General features: G+C 41.9%; 27 protein-coding genes, 1 pseudogene and 1 riboswitch. Of the genes and pseudogenes, 20 read left to right on the top strand and 8 right to left on the bottom strand.

Going from position 1 to position 24,989, the window contains the following annotated elements:
• The first annotated feature begins 283 nt into the window (after window positions 1-283).
• The gene (locus ATG71_RS23470; RefSeq protein ID WP_179886578.1) at window positions 284-460 is read left to right on the top strand and encodes a hypothetical protein; all 177 of its coding nucleotides are present in this window, start codon (window positions 284-286) and stop codon (window positions 458-460) included.
• Window positions 461-503: 43 nt separating this feature from the next.
• Here the strand turns inward: ATG71_RS23470 and ATG71_RS18530 are convergent, their stop codons facing one another.
• Window positions 504-1,655 carry an aminotransferase A gene (locus ATG71_RS18530; RefSeq protein ID WP_098440933.1) on the bottom strand — a complete coding sequence of 384 codons (1,152 nt, stop codon included), beginning with the start codon at window positions 1,653-1,655 and terminating at the stop codon, window positions 504-506.
• 131 nt (window positions 1,656-1,786) lie between these two features.
• On the opposite strand from ATG71_RS18530, the gene corA reads away from it, so the two are divergent.
• From corA to queE, 4 genes are all read left to right on the top strand, one after another.
• Window positions 1,787-2,782, top strand: a complete 996-nt coding sequence (gene corA, locus ATG71_RS18525; RefSeq protein WP_179886577.1) for a magnesium/cobalt transporter CorA — start codon at window positions 1,787-1,789, stop codon at window positions 2,780-2,782.
• Window positions 2,783-2,901: 119 nt separating this feature from the next.
• Window positions 2,902-2,946: riboswitch (PreQ1 riboswitch) on the top strand.
• Window positions 2,947-3,069: 123 nt separating this feature from the next.
• Entirely contained in the window at window positions 3,070-3,735 is a 666-nt protein-coding gene (queC, locus tag ATG71_RS18520) for a 7-cyano-7-deazaguanine synthase QueC (protein ID WP_098440931.1), read from the top strand.
• The gene (gene queD / locus ATG71_RS18515; RefSeq protein ID WP_098440930.1) at window positions 3,732-4,166 is read left to right on the top strand and encodes a 6-carboxytetrahydropterin synthase QueD; all 435 of its coding nucleotides are present in this window, start codon (window positions 3,732-3,734) and stop codon (window positions 4,164-4,166) included. Before queC ends, queD begins: the two co-directional genes overlap by 4 nt.
• A complete protein-coding gene (gene queE / locus ATG71_RS18510; RefSeq protein WP_098440929.1) occupies window positions 4,163-4,885 on the top strand; it encodes a 7-carboxy-7-deazaguanine synthase QueE in 723 nt (240 codons plus the stop codon). Before queD ends, queE begins: the two co-directional genes overlap by 4 nt.
• A 58-nt stretch (window positions 4,886-4,943) precedes the next feature.
• Here the strand turns inward: queE and ATG71_RS18505 are convergent, their stop codons facing one another.
• Window positions 4,944-5,141, bottom strand: a complete 198-nt coding sequence (locus tag ATG71_RS18505) for a hypothetical protein (RefSeq protein ID WP_098440928.1) — start codon at window positions 5,139-5,141, stop codon at window positions 4,944-4,946.
• A 116-nt stretch (window positions 5,142-5,257) separates the two neighbouring features.
• On the opposite strand from ATG71_RS18505, the gene ATG71_RS18500 reads away from it, so the two are divergent.
• The gene (locus tag ATG71_RS18500; protein WP_098440927.1) at window positions 5,258-6,178 is read left to right on the top strand and encodes a chemotaxis protein; all 921 of its coding nucleotides are present in this window, start codon (window positions 5,258-5,260) and stop codon (window positions 6,176-6,178) included.
• A 78-nt stretch (window positions 6,179-6,256) separates the two neighbouring features.
• Here ATG71_RS18500 and ATG71_RS18495 read toward each other — a convergent pair whose 3' ends face one another.
• Window positions 6,257-6,724 (bottom strand): YkyB family protein, encoded by a 468-nt coding sequence (locus tag ATG71_RS18495; protein WP_098440926.1) that lies wholly within the window; start codon window positions 6,722-6,724, stop codon window positions 6,257-6,259.
• A gap of 243 nt (window positions 6,725-6,967) precedes the next feature.
• Window positions 6,968-7,189: pseudogene (locus ATG71_RS23165) on the bottom strand (hypothetical protein); the annotation flags it as partial.
• A 219-nt stretch (window positions 7,190-7,408) separates the two neighbouring features.
• On the opposite strand from ATG71_RS23165, the gene ATG71_RS18485 reads away from it, so the two are divergent.
• From ATG71_RS18485 to ATG71_RS18460, 6 genes are all read left to right on the top strand, one after another.
• On the top strand, window positions 7,409-9,499 hold the full coding sequence (locus ATG71_RS18485) for a sensor domain-containing protein (RefSeq protein WP_098440925.1): 2,091 nt from the start codon (window positions 7,409-7,411) through the stop codon (window positions 9,497-9,499).
• A 145-nt stretch (window positions 9,500-9,644) separates the two neighbouring features.
• Window positions 9,645-9,863, top strand: coding sequence for a hypothetical protein (locus ATG71_RS18480; RefSeq protein WP_098440924.1), 219 nt, complete (start codon window positions 9,645-9,647; stop codon window positions 9,861-9,863).
• 133 nt (window positions 9,864-9,996) lie between these two features.
• Window positions 9,997-10,764 carry a 2,4-dienoyl-CoA reductase gene (gene fadH / locus ATG71_RS18475; RefSeq protein ID WP_098440923.1) on the top strand — a complete coding sequence of 256 codons (768 nt, stop codon included), beginning with the start codon at window positions 9,997-9,999 and terminating at the stop codon, window positions 10,762-10,764.
• 161 nt (window positions 10,765-10,925) lie between these two features.
• The gene (locus tag ATG71_RS18470) at window positions 10,926-12,149 is read left to right on the top strand and encodes an EAL domain-containing protein (protein ID WP_098440922.1); all 1,224 of its coding nucleotides are present in this window, start codon (window positions 10,926-10,928) and stop codon (window positions 12,147-12,149) included.
• Between the two features lie 73 nt (window positions 12,150-12,222).
• A complete protein-coding gene (locus tag ATG71_RS18465; RefSeq protein ID WP_286163061.1) occupies window positions 12,223-12,462 on the top strand; it encodes a hypothetical protein in 240 nt (79 codons plus the stop codon).
• 213 nt (window positions 12,463-12,675) lie between these two features.
• Window positions 12,676-13,179, top strand: coding sequence for a DUF3993 domain-containing protein (locus tag ATG71_RS18460; RefSeq protein WP_098440921.1), 504 nt, complete (start codon window positions 12,676-12,678; stop codon window positions 13,177-13,179).
• Window positions 13,180-13,235: 56 nt separating this feature from the next.
• Here the strand turns inward: ATG71_RS18460 and ATG71_RS18455 are convergent, their stop codons facing one another.
• A complete protein-coding gene (locus ATG71_RS18455) occupies window positions 13,236-13,469 on the bottom strand; it encodes a glutaredoxin family protein (protein WP_098440920.1) in 234 nt (77 codons plus the stop codon).
• Window positions 13,466-14,419 (bottom strand): MBL fold metallo-hydrolase, encoded by a 954-nt coding sequence (locus ATG71_RS18450; RefSeq protein WP_098440919.1) that lies wholly within the window; start codon window positions 14,417-14,419, stop codon window positions 13,466-13,468. Before ATG71_RS18450 ends, ATG71_RS18455 begins: the two co-directional genes overlap by 4 nt.
• 155 nt (window positions 14,420-14,574) lie before the next feature.
• Between ATG71_RS18450 and ATG71_RS18445 the strand changes: the two genes are divergently transcribed.
• A complete protein-coding gene (locus ATG71_RS18445; RefSeq protein ID WP_034756109.1) occupies window positions 14,575-14,820 on the top strand; it encodes a YkuJ family protein in 246 nt (81 codons plus the stop codon).
• A gap of 149 nt (window positions 14,821-14,969) precedes the next feature.
• The gene (gene cbpB / locus ATG71_RS18440) at window positions 14,970-15,410 is read left to right on the top strand and encodes a cyclic-di-AMP-binding protein CbpB (RefSeq protein ID WP_098440918.1); all 441 of its coding nucleotides are present in this window, start codon (window positions 14,970-14,972) and stop codon (window positions 15,408-15,410) included.
• A gap of 131 nt (window positions 15,411-15,541) precedes the next feature.
• Here cbpB and ATG71_RS18435 read toward each other — a convergent pair whose 3' ends face one another.
• The gene (locus ATG71_RS18435) at window positions 15,542-16,267 is read right to left on the bottom strand and encodes a sulfite exporter TauE/SafE family protein (RefSeq protein ID WP_098440917.1); all 726 of its coding nucleotides are present in this window, start codon (window positions 16,265-16,267) and stop codon (window positions 15,542-15,544) included.
• Window positions 16,268-16,367: 100 nt separating this feature from the next.
• On the opposite strand from ATG71_RS18435, the gene ATG71_RS18430 reads away from it, so the two are divergent.
• The 6 genes from ATG71_RS18430 to ATG71_RS18405 all read left to right on the top strand — a co-directional run bounded on the left by ATG71_RS18430 (window position 16,368) and on the right by ATG71_RS18405 (window position 23,691).
• A complete protein-coding gene (locus ATG71_RS18430; RefSeq protein WP_098440916.1) occupies window positions 16,368-17,246 on the top strand; it encodes a transcriptional regulator CcpC in 879 nt (292 codons plus the stop codon).
• Between the two features lie 95 nt (window positions 17,247-17,341).
• Window positions 17,342-18,049, top strand: a complete 708-nt coding sequence (gene dapD / locus ATG71_RS18425; RefSeq protein ID WP_098440915.1) for a 2,3,4,5-tetrahydropyridine-2,6-dicarboxylate N-acetyltransferase — start codon at window positions 17,342-17,344, stop codon at window positions 18,047-18,049.
• A gap of 114 nt (window positions 18,050-18,163) precedes the next feature.
• Window positions 18,164-19,282 (top strand): N-acetyldiaminopimelate deacetylase, encoded by a 1,119-nt coding sequence (locus ATG71_RS18420; protein ID WP_098440914.1) that lies wholly within the window; start codon window positions 18,164-18,166, stop codon window positions 19,280-19,282.
• A gap of 229 nt (window positions 19,283-19,511) precedes the next feature.
• The gene (locus tag ATG71_RS18415; RefSeq protein ID WP_142953494.1) at window positions 19,512-21,911 is read left to right on the top strand and encodes a DUF7408 domain-containing protein; all 2,400 of its coding nucleotides are present in this window, start codon (window positions 19,512-19,514) and stop codon (window positions 21,909-21,911) included.
• Window positions 21,908-22,843 (top strand): ABC transporter ATP-binding protein, encoded by a 936-nt coding sequence (locus ATG71_RS18410; RefSeq protein WP_098440912.1) that lies wholly within the window; start codon window positions 21,908-21,910, stop codon window positions 22,841-22,843. Before ATG71_RS18415 ends, ATG71_RS18410 begins: the two co-directional genes overlap by 4 nt.
• Entirely contained in the window at window positions 22,840-23,691 is an 852-nt protein-coding gene (locus ATG71_RS18405) for an ABC transporter permease (RefSeq protein WP_098440911.1), read from the top strand. Before ATG71_RS18410 ends, ATG71_RS18405 begins: the two co-directional genes overlap by 4 nt.
• 102 nt (window positions 23,692-23,793) lie before the next feature.
• On the opposite strand, the gene ATG71_RS18400 is transcribed toward ATG71_RS18405, so the two are convergent.
• Window positions 23,794-24,660, bottom strand: a complete 867-nt coding sequence (locus ATG71_RS18400; RefSeq protein WP_098440910.1) for a mechanosensitive ion channel family protein — start codon at window positions 24,658-24,660, stop codon at window positions 23,794-23,796.
• Between the last annotated feature and the right edge of the window lie 329 nt (window positions 24,661-24,989).

Genomic DNA, 24,989 nt, shown 5'->3' with positions numbered 1-24,989 from the left:
AGTTCAGTGGAGCGGTGTTTCGATCAATGAAAATTTTTTATAAAAAAAAGTAGAAAGATGGTTTAGCATCTTTAAAAGCGGGTATTCTATTATTAAGCATGAAATTGGAGATTAATTTCTCACTAACACCCCCTTTTCCTTTTTTTATTGAACTAACTCAGGTAACTGTGTTAGTTCTTTTTTTTGATCTTTTCCATTGAATAGGACTAAAGGAGAAGATGAATAATACATATAAGCTGATCTTTCGAGTGAATCAGCATTTCAATATAGGGGGAAATCAACGATGGCAAAAAGGACTAAGAAGAATGATCCTCAACAAAAAAACAAAAAAGGCTTTGATTCTTCAAAGATCAATGCTGAATTCGCCCATGAAATAGGGAGCGCGGCAACAAATAAAATCCACAGCGACAAAGCGAAAAAAGAAAAAGCATCCAAAAACAATGGTGAATATAAAGGATAATGATAAAGAGGGACGGACCTTACATCAAGGTCCGTCCCTCTCATTAGGATTGGATGAAGGATTGAAGGCGGTCGAGACCTTCTGTCAGTTGATCCATGGAACAGGCGTAAGAAAGACGGAAATATCCTTCTCCGAGAGGGGAAAAGGCATCACCAGGGACGACAGCCACCTTTTTCTCCTGAGCCAGGGTCAGGGAGAAATCGAATGAGCTTAACAGTATGCTATCCGGTATTTTCACGAAAAAGTAAAAGGCTCCGTGGGGCTTGACGATTCCCTCAAATCCCATATCAACAAGTCTGTCGTATACATAATCCCTTCGTTTCTTATACTCTTCCTTCATATCCAGAGCATCGTCTTTTCCAGCTGTCAAAGCTTCATAAGCCGCTTTTTGGGAGATGGAGGAAGCACAGGACACATTATATTGGTGCACCTTCAAAAGATGCTTCGAAATGGCTTCAGGAGCGAAGATCAGGCCAATCCTCCAACCTGTCATACTATGTGACTTTGATAATCCATTCACGATGATCGTTTGCTCTCTTAAATACTCTGCTATGGAATGGTGTGAACCATCAAAGGTAAGTTCGCTGTATATTTCATCAGCCAATACAAAAATGTCCCGGCTCTTGAGTAATTGGGCAATTTCTTTCAATTCTTCCTTTGATAAGCTTACCCCTGTTGGATTCGATGGGTAAGGGAGGATGATGCATTTGGTTGAAGGGGTCAGGCTCGCCTCGATCAATGCTGCATCTAATTTAAACTCATTTTGGGTAATATCGATATGGACCGGATTGGCACCACATAGTTTGATGATGGGTTCATACCCGGGATATACGGGCCCAGGAAGAAGGCAGTCGTCACCCTGGCAAAGGATCGTCCGCAGAATCACATCGATTCCCTGGGACGCTCCATTTGTGACAATGACTTCTGTTGCAGGATCATATTCTACATGGTATTTTTCTTTGACGAATGAAGCAGCCGCTTCACGTAATTCGATATACCCCGCATTGTGGGTATAAGACGTGAAGTCTCCATCAATGGCCGCTTTTCCTGCTTCTTTAATATGTTGAGGGGTAGGGAAGTCAGGTTGACCGATTGTAAGGGAAATCATATCGTCGATGTCTGACACCATGTTGAAAAACCGTCGAATACCAGAAATTTGTATGTCCCTGACCCTGGGGTTAATATGCTGTTCCAATATGTACACCTACTTTAAATGTTTGATTCATATTTTACCATTAAATTGAACGGTTACGCAGTGGTTTTGTTTGGATGGAGGAGAAAAAGGGAAAGGGTAAAAAATGAAAAAAGTCAGTTAGGATGAGCCATATGATTCGAACAAGTATAATCATGGAAAACGGGGAAATTCAAAGTGATGTTCCCTTATCAAGAATTAAGGAAAAAGATGTAAAATGGTACTGGGTGGATTTCTCTGAGCCTTCAAGCAAGGACATCAGATTGCTTAAATTGTACTTTCGATTTCATCCCCTTGCGATCGAGGATTGTCTGGATGATTTCAGTCAACGTCCCAAGCTCGATTTTTATGATCAATACATATTTGTGCTCTTGCACGGAATCAATTCAAGAACCCTTGATTCACAAGAGGTGAATATGTTTGTGAATTCAAGATTTATCGTGACGTTCCATAAAGAACCTGTCAGTCAAATAAATCAAATATGGGAAGAGATGAAAGAAGAAGGGGGCGAGCTCAGCCCGTTTAAGATCATGCATAGAATCGTTGATCGCCTCGTGGATGATTACTTCCCCCTTGTGTATAAGATAGAAGACCGCCTCAATACGATTGAGGACAATACGAATGATGAAGCCGACAGTGACCTGATGGATGAGTTATTTGATATCCGACATGACATGTCAAAGCTCCGTCGCACCCTGGTGCCGATGAGGGATCTATTGTATCGCATCAGTAATTCGGGCAGACTGAATGCCCTGAAGGAAGAGCAGCTATACTTCAATGACGTCTATGATCATTTAATAAAGCTTGTGGAAATGCTTGAATCTTATCGTGAATTCTCATCGGATATACGTGATAATTATTTATCGATCAATTCCGATAAAATGAACAACATCATGATGACGTTGACGGTCATCACGACGATTTTCATGCCCCTTACCTTTATTGCAGGTTTATATGGGATGAACTTTGTCAACATGCCTGAACTTGATGAGCCCAATGGTTATTTCATCGTCCTGGGAGTGATGGGAATCATAGCACTGATCATGTTTGGGGCCTTTTTGAAAATAGGCTGGCTGCGTTTCGGTTCGAAAAAGAGAAGGAAGAGGAGAAGGTTCCTTCGTTTAAAATAGTCATGGACTTGATATTTCAGTTATTTTCGAAGAATTTGTCAGTGAAATGTAGATTTTTTTGTGAAAAAACGTTATATTGGTTGAGGACAATAGAAGAAGAATTGGGTCTATATTTTGATACCCGAGAGGTTCTAGCACAACCCTCTATAAAAAACTAAGGAAAACGGCATCCTTAGGTGTCGTTATTTTTTTGTTAGTGGCAAGCGAAAGCCTATATTATAGAGTCTGACAGAATCTCTTTCTTCTTTTCATGGCAGAAGCCTGTAGAAGAGAAAGGAGAACCTTTTATGAACACAGAGAAAGCGTTAGTCGTATTCAGCGGAGGTCAAGATAGTACAACGTGTTTGTTTTGGGCAAAGAAAGCATTTAATGAAGTAGAAGCAGTAACGTTCAACTATGGACAGAGACATGTTGCAGAACTTGACTGTGCTAAGGTGATTGCTGAGGATTTGGATGTACCTCACCATATTCTAGATATGAGTTTGTTAAATCAACTGGCCCCAAGTGCACTTACAAGAACAGATGAAGAAATTACGCATCACGAGGGGGAATTACCATCCACCTTTGTTCCTGGAAGGAATTTATTATTCTTATCATTTGCAGGCATTTTAGCCAAGCAAATCGGTGCGAAACATATTGTGACGGGTGTTTGTGAAACGGATTTCAGCGGTTATCCGGACTGCAGGGATATCTTTGTAAAATCATTGAATGTATCCCTGAATCTTTCTATGGATGAGCAGTTTGTCATTCATACCCCCCTTATGTGGATCAATAAAGCCCAAACGTGGGAAATGGCCGACGATTTAGGGGCGTTTCAGTATATTCAGGAAAATACCCTTACATGTTATAACGGTTTGAAAGGGAGCGGTTGTGGGGAATGTCCTGCTTGTGAACTGAGACAAAGAGGATTGGAAGAATATGTTATTGGTAAAAAAGGAGGAGAGGGATCATGATTCAACAGATTTATCCTGTTCCCGATCATCCCTATGAATATGAGTTAAACAAAGATATGCATTTTGCTGCTGCTCATTACATTCCGCATGTGGAGGCAGGAAGCTGTCAGGAGGTTCATGGTCATACGTACTTTGCCAACATTACGATTGGTGGTGATCAACTCGATGATTCAGGATTCCTCATTAATTTCCAACACATAAAAAAACTGATCCATAAACGATTTGATCATACGATGATCAATGAGGATGAACGATTTTCTTCAGAGAGAGGGACGGAATTCCCAACGACGGAAGTAGTGGCCAAAGTCATGTGGGAAATCATCCAGGATCATTTAGACACGCTTCCCCACCGACCAAAGTGTCTTCAAGTGTTCTTAAGGGAAACCCCTACCAGCTATTGTATATACAGACCAAAGAGGAAACGCTCATGAAGAAAATTCCCGTTCTGGAAGTATTCGGTCCAACCATTCAAGGGGAAGGGATGGTCATCGGCCAAAAAACGATGTTCGTCAGGACTGCAGGATGTGATTACAGCTGTGCCTGGTGTGACTCAGCCTTTACATGGGACGGATCCGCCAAAGAGGATATCATGCTCATGACGGCAGAAGATATTTGGCATAAATTGCTTGAAATAGGGGGAGATAGATTTTCCCATGTAACAATTTCAGGTGGGAATCCTGCTCTACTTGCCAGCTTGAAGGAACTTATTGATATCCTAAAGGAAAATGGTATTGATTCAGCCCTTGAAACACAGGGAAGCAGGTGGCAGGATTGGTTCTATGATATCAGTGATTTGACGATATCTCCGAAGCCGCCAAGCTCAGGTATGGTGACGGACTTTGAGAAACTTGATGAAATTGTTCATCGATTAAGTGAAAATCGTTCACAGTTCAGTTTAAAAGTGGTGGTATTTGATGATCTTGATTTAGAATATGCCACACGCATCCATCAGCGTTATCCCGGTGTACCATTTTATATCCAAACGGGCAATCCTGCCGTTGCAGAAGGTGACACGGCCAAGCTGGTGACGGATTTGCTGTTGGATTATGAAACACTCATAGATAAAGTGTGTGAAAGAAAAGATTTAAATAACGTTCGTGTGCTCCCGCAGCTCCATACATTGGTATGGGGGAACAAGCGAGGGGTGTAGGAAGGAAAAGCGATTGATGGACTCCCATTCAATCGCTTTTTCTATTGTGCTGATCCACTTAGGCACGGGAATCGTTCTCTGCCTGATTCCTGCCCTTTTGCCCTTCAATATACGAAAGTTCATCCGCTTCATCCTTGCCATCTGCATTCTTCCCGAGAGCAATCAAAGGAAAATTATTCTGTGCAGGCAGAATATGATCAGTAATATCATCAAAATCAGGCAGGCCCCTGCCATCATAACCCCTACGATCCGTCATAAAAACACCTCCTGTTCTTAGTATGGATTAGGAATCCATTACTAATCAGTTATTTTTCCTGCCACGTGTAAAGAAGTTCCTGGTTTGTTCGATATAAGTAGGGAGGGCAATAATGTATGGAAGGACGAAAATCATTGAATCAATCAAACGGAATACTTCTCGAAAGCGGTACAAATGAACTTGAAATCGTTGAATTCGAGGTTCAAAACAATAAATTTGGAATTAATGTCATTAAAGTGAAAGAAATCATCCAGCCGACTGCGGTGACACCGATCCCCCACGCACACCCACATGTGAAGGGACTTGTTCAATTAAGAGGGGAAGTACTGCCGGTCGTAGACATGGCCAGGGTACTTGGAACGGAAGAAGAAGAAACAACGAAATCAAAATACATTGTAGCTGAATTCAATCAGCAGAAGGTCATCTTTCATGTCCATAACGTCACTCAAATCCATCGCATTTCCTGGAATCAAATCGAGAAACCTTCAGAAATGTATTCAGGAGTCCATTCAGGGATCATCGGGGTCATTAAGCGGGAAGAAAGCATGATTCTTCTTTTGGATTTTGAGAGCATCATGCTCGAGATTAATCCTGAAACAGGAATCCGCGTTGATCAAGTGAAAAAACTAGGTCCAAGAGAGAGAAGGAACAAGAGAATTATTGCAGCTGAGGATTCCCCATTACTTCGGAAGCTGCTGAACGACACATTGAGAGAAGCTGGATATGAGGAGGTAGAGTTCTTTGAAAACGGAGCCGATGCCTTTCATTATTTAGAAGCCATTGTGGATGGTAATCAGGACGTGAAAGAAAGCGTACAACTTGTACTGACGGACATTGAAATGCCACAGATGGATGGGCATCATTTGACCAAAAGAATCAAAAATCATCCAAAGCTCAATACCCTCCCGGTCATCATATTTTCATCTCTTATCACTAATGATTTAAAGCATAAAGGCGAGATGGTGGGGGCTGAAGACCAGGTCAGCAAACCGGAAATCGCTGAGCTTGTTTTAAAGATCGATCAGTACATTTTGTAATTCCACTAAAAAAGGGTTCTGACGATGGTCAAAACCCTTTAGAGGATATATGCGTTACCGTACTAAAATCAGTGGGTATTAAAAGAAGCTGTCGCCCAATTTTTTAAATACAGGTTTTTGGTATTGATTTTTTCCCGGTTTTCGAATCTGATCGGTATGATCTGACATTCCGGTATACTGTTCTAAAATTCCTTTTGCCTGTTGTAATCCCATTTTACATTTCGGGTTTCGCAGGCTTTGATCGAGTGACCCCAAATGTGGAAGCTCTTTGAAATCTTCCTTTGCAGGAGGGAGATGGAACGTATATTCTCCGCAATCAATCAAGACATCAGATTGTTGCTGACTGTTCTTTGGATTTTTAGAGAAGTGAAGTCCCACTTTTTTGGCCTTTCCTTCCCTGATCATTTTCATTAACGCTCGTTTTTTTAATGAATATAAGTATTTTGGGTTACCTGCTGTTTTCGCATGGCGATTCACAGTGAAAATAGCTTGAGAGAGGGTAATGACAGATGTGGAAGAAGGGGTGGATTTACTAGTGTTTCTCAAGTTATTGGCTCCTTTCTAGTGTATTCTTCTCTATTATACCCCCTTTCCCTATGATTGGAAAGGGTACCGAGGGGAGTTTATTGGTAAAGATAAAATGAGGAGCGATGGGGAGAACGGAGAGGCAGTACAAGAAAGGCTCTACCTAAACAATATAGGGTTAGGCGAGCCTTTTGATTATCGTCCGGGGTATATATTAATATTCTCAGTAAAGTTATTCGGTGAAGCTTGAAAACTGTTAACTCCATAGGGTTGTGGATAGCCGCCGGGATAAGGATACCCTCCGTAAGGCGGATAAGGCGGGTAGCATGCAGGACCGTAGCATGGTCTGTTGAAAAGCAATGGACTGATGGCCAATCCTGCTAAACCTCCTGCTAAGAATGGTAATCCAAAGAATGGAAAGAAACGCTGATCGCCCCCTCTGTAAGGCGAATAGTTTCGATGTGGATAATATGCATATTGATACATAATTAAAGAAAACCTCCTCTCTCTAATTATTCTATGGTTCATGATCAACCTGCGCGCCTGTCCCGGATATAATGGGCTTATGAAGGGGATACAACGATCACTTTCTGAAATAGTATGAATATTCCTACAGGAATGTAGGAAAAACACGGCTGAACTAGTAGAATGGAATCCGGATATATGATACAGATAAAAACATCAGCATAAAAGGATGACGAATCCATGAAATGGACAGACGATACCATCATCAGTCAAGAAAAGAAGAACCTCGATACCGTCTTGAAGGAGTTAATTTTAGACTATATCCACGATATGATCTTCATTATGAAGGTAGAAGAAGGAAACATATTCAGGTACGCCTATGTCAATGAGTCAGCTAAAAGGTACACATCCATCCAACAGCAGGATATGGGGCGCTTACTGGAGGATGTGATGCCTTTGGATATAGCACTCGACTTACAGAAGAGATATACCGAACTGGTGGAGACGGGTGAGAGCATCACCTATCAGGACACATTTCAAGCAATGAATGGAAATCATGTAGTGAATGAGTCCATTCTGACACCAATCATGAATGAAAGTGGACAAGCAGAGTATGTCGTGTCCATTACACGGGATATTACATCTTCAATTGAAGAAAAGATGAAATTGAAGAAAGCCAAGGAACGATACAAATCCATCATAGAACATAATCTGGATGCGATTTTTATTTTGGACTCAGAAGGAGTCATTAAGGATTCAAATAGAGCAGGGTATCTGCTCTCAGGGTATTCAAAAGAGGCACTCGTCAACATGAATATTTTTGATCTAATGAAGGCTCAGAATCGCAAGGTATTGGGTGATGCTCTTTTCCAAGCGTTTTCGGGGGCTCCGTCTTCCATTGATTTCTGTCTTCTTGTGAATGAAAAGGAGGAAGAAAGAATCACACAATTGAAAATGGTCCCCATCGTGGTAGATCAAAAGTGTGACGGGTGCTATATCATCGTGAAAGATATCACCAAGCACTATGAACAAAGTGAGATGATCCATTATATGGCCCTTCATGATCAACTGACGGGCATATGGAACAGGAAGGCACTGGATGATCATATCCCTTTGATCATTCACAACATGGAAGAAAGGGGAGTAGAACTTTCCCTTTTATACCTGGATTTGGACCGGTTCAAATTTGTAAATGACACGCTGGGCTTAAAGGGAGGCGACCGTTTTCTAAAAAGGATCACAGAGCGCCTGATCACTCTCACCAATGAGGATTGCTTACTGTACAGGCAGGGTGGAGATGAATTTATCTTCCTCTTGAAAAATAGCAGCTTTGAAATGACAAAGACAAAAGCAGAAGAAATCCTGGCATTATTTATCGACCCTTTTACAATCGATCATCAGGAATTTTATATATCTCCTTCCATTGGTATCAGTTGTTATCCTGCAGACGGCTATGATTCCAATTCCCTCATTCAAAAAGCCGCACAGGCTCTGTTTGAGGTGAAAGAAAAAGGAAGGGCGCATTATCGTTTTTACCAAATCCATATGAAATCGAGTTTCCCAAACTATATCATTATGGAGTCCCATTTGAGAAAAGCGATAGAAAAAGGCGAATTGTATGTCCATTATCAGCCCCAAGTCAATTTATCGACTGGAGCCATAGACAGCTTCGAGGCATTGATCCGCTGGAATAATCGTAAATTTGGGTTCGTGTCACCTGCCCAGTTCATTCCGCTTGCAGAAGAAACAGGACTGATTCATCAAATCGGTGAATGGGTGTTGGAGCAGGTTTGTATCCAGTTGCAAAAGTGGAGGAGCAAGGGATACAGGTCCGTGCGGGTTGCCATCAACATCTCCCCGAAGCAATTTCTCCAGGAGCAATTGGTGGAAACAATCGATTTTTATTTATCAACGTATAGTATCCCGGCTTGTTGCATAGAAATTGAAATTACGGAAGGAGCTATGCAGGATACTCAGCAAACCTTGAAAATGCTGAAGAAACTAAAAGATCTTGGAGTGTTTATATCTGTGGACGACTTTGGTACGGGTTACTCTTCCCTACATTACTTAAAACGATTTCCCATCGACGTATTAAAGATCGACCAATCGTTTGTGAAGGAGATCGGGATGAATCATAAGGACTCAGCCATCACGACAACCATCATCCATCTTGCCCACAGTCTGGGTCTGGAAGTGATAGCAGAGGGAGTGGAGCGAGAGGGTCAAGTCGACTTTTTGAAGAAGGCAAATTGTCAGAAGGCTCAAGGTTACTTTTTTAGTAAACCGATCGGACCAAAAGAAATTGAGCAGCAGCAATTCGTCCTCATGTAATACAGAGTACACCCTCAAATGTTTGACAGAGTAATTCCTATGACTTATTTTAAAGTGAGGAGAGTAATAGGTTCATAGAAGGATAAGGGAAGACTCCCTTTCCCATTGAATCACGGTTCCTAATGCTTTATGAAGGAGAGGGATTATGAAAAAGACAAAACGTATGGAAGTCCTCTTTCTCCCTACCGAAAGAGGAACGATAAGAGTGTATGTATACGGCTTTAAATCTCCTCGATCTTTAGGTCAGGTAGTTGTTTCATATAATGATGTTTCAGTTGAAGCAAAAGGATATAAGCGAAATAAAACAATTATTAAGGCACTTGCCCAGTTACATGAACTCATCGTGAATAATCCGGATGGATAGCACGGCAGACTGATTTTTAAGGAAAAGATGTTTTCTTAAAAATCAGTCTTTTTTTGCGCTAAACATGGTTGTAGAGTATGGTTATATGATAAAATATGAGTGATTATTCATTCATTATTAGGGGGAGTTACATATGGGAAAAGAGCAAGTTGTCATCGTAACAGGCGGTTCGAATGGTATGGGGAAGTATATGGCAAAGCACTTCGTAGAAACTGGGGCAAGTGTCGTTGTCACGGGGAGGAATGAGGAGAGACTTCAATCGGTGAAGGAGGAGTTCTCTTCTCTCAAAGGGAAAATTGAAGTATTTCAAATGGACGTTAGGGAACAGGAACATGTTAAGGCCATGGTCGAATTTACGGCAGAAAAATTCGGCAAAATCGATGTTTTGATCAATAATGCAGCCGGAAACTTCATTTGCCCTGTAGAAAAGCTCACTCCAAATGGGTGGAAGTCCGTCATTGACATCGTGTTGAATGGAACATTCTTATGTTCACATGCGGTTGGAAACTATTGGATCGAACATGATCAAAAGGGATCCATCATCAATATGGTGGCAACATATGCTTGGAATGCCGGAGCGGGTGTCGCTCATTCGGCAGCGGCAAAAGCCGGGGTTTTATCATTGACAAGAACCCTGGCCGTCGAGTGGGGCCATAAGTATGGCATCCGTACGAATGCGATTGCACCGGGACCGATCGAACGTACCGGAGGAGCGGAGAAGCTTTGGATCTCGGAAGAAGCTGCCAAAAGGACCATTGACAGTGTACCCTTAAAACGTCTGGGTACACCGGAAGAAATTGCAGGACTTGCCTTTTTCCTCGCCTCTGAAAAGGCTGCCTATATTAATGGAGAATGCATCACGATGGATGGAGGTCAATGGCTGAACCCGTTTCCATTTTGATCTAGCACGTTCGAAAAAGAGTACTTATCCTAAAAAAGCTTTCCCCATTCCTGTTGTAGTGTCAGGAAAGGGAAAGCTTTTTGGGTTTTTCTTTATTAATTCATCAGAATAGTTGTGTTATAATTATGCAAAAAAACATGAGCGATGGCGGGGGAGTGCGAATGGACGCATTAGAGATACTATCCAATATAGAAAAAGTGATTCCGTACTTTCAACCGATCTTCAGTGCAGATGAACATAAAATCATCGGGTACGAGGTATTTGGAAGAATGAATATGGGGAGTGATGGGGTCGAAAGTCTTGGCCCATTCTTTGGTGACGATGAGATACCTGATGAGTATAAAATGGAAGTGGATGAACGTGTCACACGTCTTGCACTGGAGAAATTTTTAGCAGAGAAACAAGAGGGATACATATTCTTGAACCGGAATGCCAGGTTACTGATGCTGGATCATGGAGAGTCCTTCCTTGACCTTCTCCTGGAATATGAAAAGAAGGGGTTGGACTTAAGCCGGACAGTAATCGAATTGTCAGAAAAAACGTTTGTAGGGGATTTTGATCAATTGGTCCACCTTCTACTTTATTACAAAACATATGGAATAAAGATTGCCATCGATAATATCGGTGGTAACAGCGGACAATTGGACCGGCTTTCACAGTATTCACCGGATATACTGAAAGTGGATTTATATCAACTTCGTAATGATGCCGGGAATAAAGTGTATAAAGATATTTTATATAGCTTATCAATGCTTGCCAGAAAAATCGGGGCATCCCTGTTGTTCGAAAATATCGAAATCAACTACCAGCTCCAATTTGCCTGGCTGAATGGGGGCAGGTATTACCAGGGCTTTTATCTGAAGCATCCTTCCGACTCCTTTTTCGAACCGGATCTGTTAAAAGAAAAGCTGAAAGAAAAATGCCAGGACTATATCCGGTATGAAAAGAAGCATCTGGAAGCAGGCTATGAATTCGCTGACGTCCTTCATAAAGAAATCAGTCAAAAACTAATGACGCTAAAGAAACAATCGTTAGAATTTGATGATCTGCTTTTTGAGGTGGCGAGGCATTTTACGGATAAATGTTTTCGGGCTTACATATGCGATGAGAATGGGTTTCAAGTCACGAGTAACGTAGTGAAATCCGATCAAGTTTGGACGATTGAACCAAGGTACAAAGGGAAAAATTGGAGCTGGCGCCCGTATTTTCTGGAAAATATCATCCGGATGAGAATCGACAAAAAAGGTTTGCTTTCTGATATTTACAGTGACATTGATTCTGGGGAATCCATCCGTACGTATTCCTACCCGTTCGGAAATGGCCTTTATCTCTTCATAGATCTATCGTATGAATTTTTATTTGAAGAAGACGGTTTGCTTTTTTAGCATGCATTTCTTGAATAGCCCCCTCTTGTTGGGACAAATTATACGAAAGGACATTTTGTAAGGAGGGGCTGTATTGAGTATATTTATGATTGTGCTTGCGTTGATTGTTTTGGCGCTTGCTGGTTATTCACTTGTGTATACCTTTAGATTGGCAGGGCAGGAAAAACGGTTGAAGGGTGACTTTGACGCGGACATTCCCGACGTCGTAAAAGAGCACCCGTACATCCGTAATCCCGTGTTTTTATCCATCCTGATTGGAACCATCCTGATTACATTATTCATCATATATTGGTCGATACGTTATTTATCATAATAAATGAAGGGTGCTGCATGAACATCATGCGGCATCCTTTTTTGGTTAAATGTTCCACCGAAAATCGTGTTTGAGCGCCACTGACAGGGGGAATTTTACAATCAAACCAAAAAATTTGTCAGTCATTGTTATGATTTAACGAAGAAATGGTATCCTATCGACATTTTTCCATTGCTACAATAATCTCATCTATAGAAATAGGAGTGAAAATACATGGAGAAGAAAAAATTATCGCTATTATTTTTCATTTTAGTCCTCGTAACAGCAGCTTGTGGACAAGCAAGCCAAACACAGGCATCCACGTTCACGAAGGAAAATGCCTTAGCCTTTGTGAAGGAAGCTTTTCAAACTCAAGTATCCTTAAGTGAAAAGCCACAATCGAAGAAACAAATTGAGGAGAAACTGTCTAAGTATCTTACACAAAGTCTTACATCAAGTTTTATGAGTGAAAACGTCTATGAGGTAGACGGTGGGTACATCACTTTCGGCTCTGATTTTGCCTCGCACTATGTACCATATTTCCATTATGATGATACCACGAGAGCACAATACATAGATGGGGAATGGTATGTCTGGGAAGAAAGAACAGAAGAGGAGGAGGGGCCTGTTTCCAGCACAAACGGCATTGAAGCTGTGGTGTTGAGTGAAGAAGAAGGAACATGGAAGGTTTCCTCGATCACATATGAATTACCGGAATCCGTTCAACCATCACACTAATAGGTTAAGGTGGCCCTGGGATGCCTTCAAGATGAGAGCAACCCGGGGCCGCCTGGTTATTTGTTTAAGGCAGCAGACAGGGCTTCCAGGTTGAAGCCTGAAATGACTTCCGAATCAATGGTGACGGTGGGAGTGGAGTAAGACTTCAATTGATTGATAAGATAATTTCTTGCTTGCTCGTCATTTTTTATGTTGATTTCTTTATAGTTCACATGATGTTCTTTCAAGAACATTTTGACCACTTCGCAGGGTGGGCATTCGGGTTGTGAATATACTATGACTTCCTTCATGATGAACGGTCTCCTTTTTGTTTTATGAAATAATCTACGATTCCCATTGCAGAAACGTTCATATCCAACTCCAACAATGAGAAAATAGGGTTCTTTGGATCGATCCCTTTTTGCACCAATTCCCTTCCTGTCAGGTCAATCAGTGCTGAAGTGATGGTCCTTACATTCTCCTCCATTGTAACATGTGAAGAATACTGTTCCTCACTCTTTTTCATAAAAAGATCCAGCCACTTTTCTACTTCTGAAAGGGCTAAGGATACTTCCTCGCTTACCCCGTAATGGCCAAAATACAACCGGTCGAGATGAAGACTTCTATACAGGTGAATGGAGCTCTTCATTTTTTCAGGATCAAATTGATTGGGAGAGGTGGAAGGGAAATAAAACCGCTTCGATCCTATGGTGTATTGAATTCCGCATGTATCGCCGGTGAACATCCCGTTTGAAGCGGAATCAAAGATACTGAGATGATGATTGGCATGTCCAGGGGTATGATAAAAAGTCAGCGTACACGTATCACTGAGACTCAGTTTTTCTTCATGTTCCATCACGAGGATCCTCTCTTCGGGAATCGGTACAATCGGGTCAAATAGTTCATCGAATTTTTCACCATAAACCGCTCTCGCTCCCGAAATCAAACGCGTGGGATCAATAAGATGACGCCTTCCTTTCGGGTGGACGATGATCCTCGCGTTAGGACACTCTTTTAGAAAAAGACCTGCTCCTCCCGCATGATCAAGATGGATATGGGTTAAAATTATGTATTGAATATCTTCAAGATTAATGTTTAACTTAGAGAGACCTTTTTTTAGATGAGGGATTGAAGGGCTGGCGGATGTTTCAATTATGGTCAGCGTCTCTTCGTTAATGATATAACTGCCTGTGCGTTCATTTAAGGATAAATCCATTAGGTCAACTAATGATATTCGGGAATCTATACGGTAAATACTCATCGAATCAATCCTTTCAGTGAGAGAAGATAGTAGTCATCTTTTATTATAAAGGAATTTATGTAGAAAAAGGACAAAACATTAGATTTCACAGGATAGAATCTGGTACAATGCAAAAGCTATGACCAAGAATTAGAACAGGAAAGGAGAGAGTGATTATGTCTCAGCTTCTTGGAATTATACAAAGATTAAAATCATTACAAGAACAAGGTGAACAAGGGGAAACTCAACAACGATTCTTTGAATACAATGGTAAGAAAATCTGTGAGGTTAAGTACCTTCCCAAACAGGATACATTCGAAATTGAAGTCATGAATGAAAAAGGAAACAGCTTTCCTTTTGATAACATAGACATTACAGCCATTGAAATTTTCGAACTTCTACAGGAAGCCCAACAAGATTAAACACTCAAAAGGTAACCATACGGTTATCTTTTTTAGTCTTTAGACCGACCGTTTTAACATACATTTTCCTTCCAGTATGTTAAAATGGAAAGTGTCAGTTTGTCTATAAGCGTCACGCAAATTCTTATTGATTAAATGAGGGGTTATACATGATTTCATTGAGTAGCAAGGAGTTATTAGAAACGAATATTAAGGATTTCATTATTCCTTCTGAGAAGGTGGCTCATGTTCAAGTGGGGAACTCCCTGGAACATGCGTTACTATTACTCACAAAGAGCGGTTACTCAGCCATCCCTGTCCTTGATCCAACATTCCGTTTTCAGGGGTTGATCAGTTCAAGTTTAATTACCGATTCGATTCTCGGGCTCGAACGTTTTGAGTTTGAAAAACTTGAAGCGAAAAAGGTAGAGGAGGTCATGACGTCAGATTTTCCGATAATCTCTTTACAAGCAGATTTCAAGAAGGCTTTGGAATTATTGGTCGACCACCCATTCTTATGCGTGGTGTCCGACGATGGCTACTTTGAAGGAATCATGACAAGAAGAGTTGTATTAAAGCAACTTCAACGACAGCTGTTTAAAAGGGATTGAACCTCTTAAGACAGTTACATACAGGGAAAATGGTAGAGGGTGGCACACTTGTCATCCTCTTTGTTCTTTCATTAGGCAGGATAAAAGCGTTACGGATAGCTTCACTTTTTGTACCCGTTCTATGGATCTTCTTAAAAGAACAGATTCTTGCCGAGCTGCAGGATCAGAATGAATGTCAAAATGTTTAGAAGTATCCTGAGGTGTTTCATAGAAAGTCTAGATGCCAGCCTTACTGCCAACTGAGCTCCTATCAGTGCCCCCAGTGCAAACGGAACGGCTACACCCCATTCGACGTGACCATTTTGAAAATAGACTGTAAATGCCCCTAAACAACTGACAAAGGTTTGAAAACGGGTAAGGGCCACTGATTTTATATAAGACAGTCCATGAAACAAATGTGTATACATGAGCATCGTAGCTTGCCCTGGTCCGAACAATCCGTCGTACGTACTGATAACATACAGAAGCCCGTAGACCCTGTAATGTTTCTTTGTCCTTTCCTTTGGCTTGAATCCCTTCAGTAGGCTTAATACCAGGGCAAAGAGAAGGAAGAAGAAAGCCATCCATTCAAGGAGGGAAGGGGGTATTTTATCCGACAGAAAGGCCCCCGACAGCCCCCCGGCGAGTGCTATGGGAAGGATGGGCAAAGATTCTTTCCATGTGATTTTCCGATCCCGCACCAGGTAAATGAAACTCGAAAATGAACTGATAATATTCGAAAATTTAGCCGTTGCAATCGCGGTATGAATGGGTAACCCCAATAGGAGCATGACTGGCATACCGATCAGGCCTCCGCTTCCGGCAAGCGTCCCGATAAGTGCTACAATCAAACCTGTGAAAAATAATATTACTTCCATTATGCACACCTCCTACCCTCAGTGTATTCGACTTCAGCTAATAATGAAATTTTATATAATTTAAGATATAATATAAGAAAAACTTATGAAGGTGAACACGATGGCATTTTCGGAATATCAGCTGCTCCATGTACTTGCCCAGGAAATGAATATGAGGAAAGCTGCTGAACGGTTATTTGTATCACAGCCTGCATTGTCCCAGAGACTCCAGACGATTGAAAAGGAATGGGGGACGAAATTATTTATCCGTTCCCAAAAAGGCCTTTCACTGACTCCGGCCGGAGAACTTGTCGTGAAGCTTGCAGATGAGATGTTGCAGAAGGAAGAGAGTGTGAGGGAGCGGATACAGGCCCTTGAGTCTGAGGTGCACGGAACGTTGAAGATCGCCTGTGCCTCGATCGTAGGGCAAAATTGGCTTCCGAAGGTTCTTAAACGCTTCGTGGAGACCTATCCACATGCCAAGATTTCTTTGATGACCGGATGGAGCAGTGAAATTCTTAAAGCCATTTATGAAGACGAAGTGCACATCGGGATCATCCGGGGCACTCCGGATTGGAAAGGGCCGAAACACCATTTATTTCAGGATACACTGTACTTGGTGGATAGAGAGATCCAGTCCATCGATGAAGTCATGAAAACGGATCGTCCCTTTATCCAGTTTAAAAGTGATTCGAATTATTATCAGGAAATTCAAGATTGGTGGCATCGTCAATTCCAGACCACCCCTAAGCGGACAATCGTGGTGGACCAAATTGAAACATGTAAGCAGATGACTTTAAACGGGATCGGCTACGCTATACTGCCAGCCATTACGTTGGACGGCATGGAAGAAAATATTTATAAAATCCCCCTCATCGATGAGCACGATTCACTCATCCACCGTGATACATGGTTACTTGGTTACGAGTCAGCCTTTCAATTACGACAGGTGGAAGCATTTCTCGAAGTTGTAAACGAATTCATCCATGAAAACTCATAGTATTCAACAATATGGGTTGTCTTCCACCCTTTAATCTGATAAAGTAATTCAAGAAACGAATTCTGAATTTATACATAATTACGGAGGGAATTTTCATGAACATGATGGATGCAAACGAAATTATTTCTTTTATTCAAAATAGTACTAAATCGACTCCAGTAAAGGTTTATGTAAAAGGGGATCTGGATGGGATCAACTTCGGTTCTGCCCAAACGTTCCTTCAAGGGGCGTCAGGTGTGGTTTTCGGAGAGTGGAGCGAGCTTTCTGCTATTCTTGAAGAGAATAAAGATAAAATCGAAGACTATGTAGTGGAAAATGATCGCAGGAATTCTGCGATTCCACTTTTGGACCTTAAAGACGTGAAAGCCCGTATCGAACCGGGTGCCGTTATTCGCGACCAGGTCGAAATCGGTGACAATGCGGTCATCATGATGGGTGCAATGATCAATATAGGTTCTGTAGTAGGGCCAGGAACGATGATCGATATGAATGTTGTACTGGGTGGACGTGCAACGGTAGGAAAGAATTGTCATATCGGGGCAGGTGCGGTGCTTGCAGGAGTCATTGAACCGCCATCTGCTAAGCCCGTGGTTATTGAAGACGATGTTGTCATTGGTGCCAATGCCGTTGTCTTAGAAGGTGTAACGGTTGGAAAAGGGGCTGTTGTGGCAGCCGGAGCGATTGTCGTGGATGATGTGGCTCCATACACGGTTGTGGCCGGTACCCCTGCGAAGAAATTGAAAGATATCGATGACAAAACAAAATCAAAGACAGAAATCAAACAAGAATTACGTCAACTATAATCCATTCATTCATAGAGGATAGAAGAAAGAACGGACGGCCATCGTCTGTTCTTTTCTTGTAGATTCCAGTTTTCACACTCCATCATTCTATTTTTCCCTTAAAGGAGGATACCCATGTCAACAGTAGACTTTAAGTCGATCAGGAGAGATCTTCATCAAATTCCTGAACTTGGGTTTCAAGAGTTTAAAACTCAAGCATACTTACTGAATTATATCAGCACTCTCCCGGCTGACCGATTAGAGATCAAGACTTGGAAAACGGGCCTTTTTGTCAAGGTTCACGGCACCAGGCCAACGAGGATGATCGGGTACCGCGGGGACATTGATGGCCTGCCGATCCAGGAAGAAACGGAGCTTGAATTCCCTTCTTCACATGAAGGGAGGATGCATGCCTGCGGACATGATTTTCACATGACGATCGAGTTGGGGATTCTCACACATTTTGTTCACCATCCAATCGAAGATGACCTTCTCTTCATTTTCCAACCGGCAGAGGAAGGACCGGGCGGGGCTGAGCCAATGCTCCAAAGTGAAATCATGAAGGAATGGAAGCCGGATTGCATATTTGCCCTGCACATTGCCCCGGAATATGAAGTGGGGACGGTTGCCGTTAAAGAGGGGCTTCTGTTTGCGAATACGTCTGAACTCTTCATAGACTTTAAAGGTAAGGGTGGACATGCTGCCTACCCCCATCATACAAAGGATATGATTGTCGCGGCTTCCTCCTTTGTCACTCAAATGCAGTCGATCGTATCCAGGAATGTTGATCCATTAGACAGTGCAGTCATCACAGTCGGAAAAATGGAAAGTGGTACGGTCCAGAATATCATTGCAGAAACGGCACGATTGGAAGGGACAATCCGTACCCTGTCACCTCAGTCGATGCAGAGTGTGAAAGAGCGGCTGGAAGCATTGATCGAAGGAATGAGAATCAGTTATGACTGTGAAATTGAAGTGAGTTATGGCAGCATGTACCGGCAGGTGTTTAACGATCCCACATGGACTAACCATTTTATGTCTTTCCTGCGGGAAACTGACCGGGATCTTGTCATCTGCAAAGAAGCGATGACTGGGGAAGACTTTGGGTATATGCTTGAGGCAATACCCGGTTTTATGTTCTGGCTCGGTGTCGACTCCCCATTCGGACTTCATCATTCTAAATTAAACCCGAACGAAGATGCCATTGACTTTGCTATCGAACTTCTTACGGATTATATCGGTTCATTAAAATAATACATCTTTATCACGGGACGTATCCAGGATACGTTCCGTGATTTTTTTTGCTTACAATCGGACCTAAAAAAATACTTGGCATAAATTTCAAAAATGCTCTTGCGAATCAGTGGAAATAGTGTAAAATTACACTTATGGAAGTTGGGTAATTAAGGAAAAAACAAAAAAAGAAACTTTTTCCTGTTACATTTCGTCTATGTTCTATAGAGAAAGAGAAAGGGGAATGCATGTGAATAGGTGGGGGAAGGTATTATTCGTTGTGTTCTTAGGCTTATTGATGTTCCTGTTCATACAGGATACAACATTTGCAAAAGGACAAATAAAAATTTCAGTGGAAGAAGGAATCGACGGAAAAGTAAAGGAAGGCCGGGGCTTTCCTCTTAAAGTCACCGTAGAAAATACAGGTTCCGATTTTAAGGGCGATCTTTTGTTTGATTATGCGCCATCATATCAAACAGGGGGAGCGAGGGCACTATCCATCGATGTTCCTGCCAACTCAGTCCGTACATATACATTTTCCATTCCGGGATTCAATGATGAGATCAGACACAATTCAAATCTCCAGACCATTCATTTGTTTGATGGATCATGGGAAAATGGGAAAGAAGTGACATTCAAAGGAGATAAACGTTTAACACCCAATTTCATTTATAACAATAATACAACCATTGGATTATTGAGTGAAAATCCTGATCGCTTGAAAGGGATAAAGGGCTCGACCATGGGAGGGAACCGGGTCGAGGCGTTGGCACTTACAAAGGAAATGTTTCCTGAAGAACAAGGCGGTCTGCAGATGTTTGACTATATCGTCATAGACCAATTCAACGTAACAGAACTCAGTCAGGAACAACAGGGGGTCCTTGAGAGCTGGGTTGAAAATGGAGGCGTACTATTTATCGGGGCTGCCCCTCATCTGAGAGATTCACTTGGTTCTGTAGCCGATCTGGCCCCTCTCACACAACAGGAAGAAGCGACTCTTTCCGATACGTCTTCCTTTCATGTAAAGAAGGGCATAAAGGCTCCTTTCAGCTCTTTATCCATCTATAAGGGTGAAGTGAAGCAAGAAGCAGAAATAGTATCGGAACAAGGGGGAATCCCTTTAGTCGCAAAGAGTGCAAGGGGTCTTGGTGAAGTATGGCAAACGTCTTTCTCCTTGGGGGATCCTGCTTTGAACGGGTGGGAACAGTATGATGAGTGGTTTGCTAACATGCTTTCTAAAACGGAACCCTATTTTTTATTGGGTCAGAACAATGGAGACCAAAGTTTTCTTGAGAGAATTTATTATGAAGTGGCAGATAGTAACGAACTCTTTCCATCGACAAATTTTAAAGTAAGCACATTGGTCATCATCCTGATCGTATACTTGGTCATCATCGTGCCGCTTCTTTATTTCCTATTAAGGAAAATGGATAAACGTGAACAGGCATGGTGGATCATTCCTGTCATATCGATCCTTGTCTCATCGGGAATATTCATAACAGGTGCTAAAGATAGAATCTCAAAGCCTCATTTAAATCAAATGAACATCTTGAAGGTTGAGGATAATAGGAGTGCCCATGGAATTTCAGCATTCACAGCCCTTTCGAACACAGGCGGTGACTACGACTTTGTTTCAGACAGAAATCATTTGGAGCTTACACCGGCAAGGATGAGAAATAATCCAGGTGGAGGCAATCAGTTTAAATTCGCCGTTGAAGAACTTAACAAAGATCAAAGAAAGATCACGTTCAGGGATGTCGAGTACTGGTCGACAAGAACCGTTTTGGGCACCAGTGACAAAGAGGACCTTGGGAAATTCATCCCTGAATTAAATTTGAAGGATAAGACCATTTCGGGTACGATTCAAAATGCTTTTCCTTACGATTTCACAGATGTCTATATATGGTCGGGATCGCGGATTTACCGGGTGGGTGAAGTAAAGGCAGGGGAAACACTCAGTGTCGATAAGAAGCTTTCGACCGACTATCTATCATCGCCGATCGGGAATCCCAATATGTCGGCACCGTTTCCGAATCAACAAAGCATAAAGCAGCAAAAGAAGGAACGCTTGGAAAACTTCGCATCCCAAATGATTTCTTCCGATAATGAAAATAATTCACCCGTCATTTTTGGATATACGGAAGCCAAGATTTTTGATATGAGCATCAAGAATAAAGAATCGAAATCTGATAATTTCTCGTTGCTTTATCAGCATTTTCCTACTCTTGGTACTTATAAGGGAGCCTTTACCCTTCGGAGTGAGGAGCTTGATCTTGATGTCAAGCCTGTAAACGGCCAAATCATCGAGCATTATTCCCATAATGGTGCAGATGAAATGGGTCTTGAGGATGGAACGTATGAAATGACCATTCAAATCCCTAAACAAATCGAATTGTCTAAGGTCACTCTTCATTCTTTAAATATGACGCTTCATACGGGAGGGGTCCTTAAGTTCTCACTCATGGAACCAAGTACGGACGAAAAGATCCCTCTTGAAGAGACATCGGCAGGCGCTATAGAGTTTAAAGAGAATGTGAACAATTATATGAATGACAATGGAGAAATCGTTTTTGAGTTTGAAAAACGCTCTCAAGGGGATCCGTTCGTTCGTCTTCCTGCCATTGTTTTGAAAGGGGAGGTACAGCCATGATCAAAATTCACAACTTATCCAAACGTTATGGGTCATTTCTGGCTCTGGACGATCTGAATTTATCCATTGGAAAAGGGACCGTATTTGGGTTTGTCGGTCAGAACGGGGCAGGGAAGTCCACGACGTTTTCCATACTGGCGACTCTATTGGCTCCTACGAGTGGAACGGCCACGGTGAATGGATTCAATATTAGCGAAGAGCCTAAATTGGTCCGCAGACAAATCGGCTATATGCCCGATTTCTTCGGAGTGTATGATCAATTGAAAGCGGAAGAGTATCTTGATTTCTATGGTGCAAGCTATAAAATCCCGGCTGACCAGAGAAAAAAGCTCATTCCTCAGCTTTTGGAATTGGTGAACCTTACTCATAAGAAAGATTCCTATGTGGACCTGTTGTCGAGGGGAATGAAGCAGCGATTATGTTTAGCCAGGTGCCTCATACATGATCCGGAGGTACTCATACTGGATGAACCGGCTTCGGGACTGGATCCGAGGGCACGGATCGAAATGAGGGAAATACTGAAGGAATTGAAGAAAATGGGTAAAACGATCTTGATCTCGTCCCATATTCTACCTGAGCTCGCAGAAATATGTGATGAGATCGGGGTCATCGATAATGGAAGGCTTGTGGCCCATGGTTCTGTATCGGATATCCAATTTCAACTTCAGGCAGATAAGCTGATCGTGGTAAAGGTGAGGGGATTAGTAGAAAGTGCCGTTGCATTTTTTGAAGATGATCCCTTTGTCTCGAAGATCGAAGTGAATGAAGGGGACAGAACGCTTCAATTCCTCTATAAAGGGGATGAGACCGGGCAAACAGAATTACTCAAAAAAGCCATTCTGAATGACATTCCCATATTGAGTTTCAAAGAAACAGAGACAAACCTAGAGGATGTCTTTATGGAAATCACGAAAGGAGTGACCCTTTCATGAAACAATTACTCATCAATCCCATGTTGAATAAAGAATTCAAGCTTCGCTTCCGATCATTTAAAGCCTTCATCGGAATGTTATGCTACTTGATTGCCGTAGGGATCGTGGTGATCGGCTTCATTTATATGCAAACCAGATTTTCCAATACGGGCTATTTTCGTCCGGAAGAGAGCAGGGTCATGTTTATGATTCTCTCATTCTTGCAGCTTGCCCTCGTATTATTCATCACCCCTGGCTTAACGGGAGGCGTCATCAGCGGTGAAAGAGAGAAACAGACGTTAAGCATGTTGTTGACGACAGAACAAAGCTCCATGAGTATCATCCTGAGCAAGCTCGTTTCATCCGTTTCTTATTTGTTATTACTTGTGATATCAAGCCTGCCCTTATACAGCTTTGTTTTCTTATTCGGAGGCGTATCCCCTTCCGATTTACTCACTGTGTTTGGATACAGTTTATTTCTCGTCTTTACATTTGGTTCGATCGGCGTGTTTTATTCAACGGTCATAAGGAAAACGATTGTGTCCATGGTCACGACCTATGCGACGGTTCTGTTTCTGGTAGGGGGGACGTTGTTTCTCTTTATGCTTTCCATGGCAATCGGTAGCGGCCCATATCAGAATCAGACCACTCCGGTTCCTTATCTCATCGCCATGTTCAATCCTGCGATTGTCATCATGGGGCATTTTGAACCGATGGCGATCGATGAAATTTATTCACGCAGCGGGATCACATTTCCGTTGTGGATCTCATTCCTGATGATCTATTCTATACTTGCAGTGATTTCCCTGTCCTTAAGCATTATGAAGCTGAGACCGAGCATGAAGGTGAAGAGCACAAATAAAGGGTGAGAAGATGGACGCGAAATTTCTTCAATTACTGAAACAATTAAGAAAATAACAAGGAAAAGGAATTAAAAAAAGAGAAGGCAGCGCCTTCTCTTTCCCATTTCATCAGTCTTCTTTTTTCTCGATATAAACCTGGTGAGGATAAGGGATTTCGATTCCATTTTGATCGAGGGCTTCTTTTAATGCTTTACGAAGCTTTCGTTCCACTCCCCATTGCTCCATATTCTTTGTTTTGCATAACACCCTGAGAACCACATCAGAGGCACCAAGAGTCTGCACACCGAGCACATTCGGACCATCGACAATGTTATCATCATCTTGTGCAATAGTATCACATACCTGTTGAAGTACGACCATTGCCTTATCGATGTCATCATCATATGAAATACCGATATCGACAAGTGCCCTCATGTTTCCACGTGAGTGATTGCTGACACTCGTGATTTCCCTGTTCGGTACGTAGTTAAGAGTCCCATCGAATCCGCGAATATGTGTCGTCCGTAATCCAACCTCCTCCACAATTCCTGAGAAGCTTCCAGTCGTTACATAATCACCTACGTCAACTTGCTTCTCAAGTAGAATGAAGAACCCTGTAACGACGTCACTTACCAATCCTTGCGCACCGAACCCGACGGCCAAGCCGATAATCCCGGCTCCAGCAAGGATAGCCGTTACCTGGATACCGAATATTTGCATGATCGTCACAAAGAAAACGAAAATCAGGATATAGCCGATAATGTTTTTTGAAAGAGCCTGCAGTGTCTGTGCGCGACCATCTGATACATCATTTCTCTTTCGATATTTGTCAAAAATCCTTTCGATCACTTTGTTCGCCGCACCTTTTACAATAATAAAAGCGATCCAAATCGCCAAAATTTGCAGTGCACCTATTCCAATTGTCACTAATAGACCGCCCCAATTAAAATTGGATAGTCGATCACTTAACGCAGTTAAACCAAATATGTAATCCAAACCAAAACATCCTTTCCTATTAAATAATGACCATACTAGTATACACAATACTCTATAGGTTATGTCAAAGGTGATCCCCCGTAAAAAAGCATACTGGTTTATTCCCTGGTGGATAAATCATAAACGTACCCTTTCTCAGATCATTCATGCCATGATAGAGTAAATGACTTCTGAATTGGGCAAAACAACTAAGGGATGACGGAAATAAATTATAATTATTATAATATTACATTAATTATAATTGACTAAAAAAATCCAATCCTATATAATGATATCTGTGAGTTGAAATGGACAGGCTTATAAACCATCCTTTCACAGACATTATTTCA

Origin of the sequence: Bacillus sp. es.034 (genome assembly GCF_002563655.1) — a bacterium.
In the GTDB taxonomy this organism is placed as follows: domain Bacteria; phylum Bacillota; class Bacilli; order Bacillales; family Bacillaceae_B; genus Rossellomorea.
This window is presented reverse-complemented; position numbering and strand designations above follow the sequence as displayed.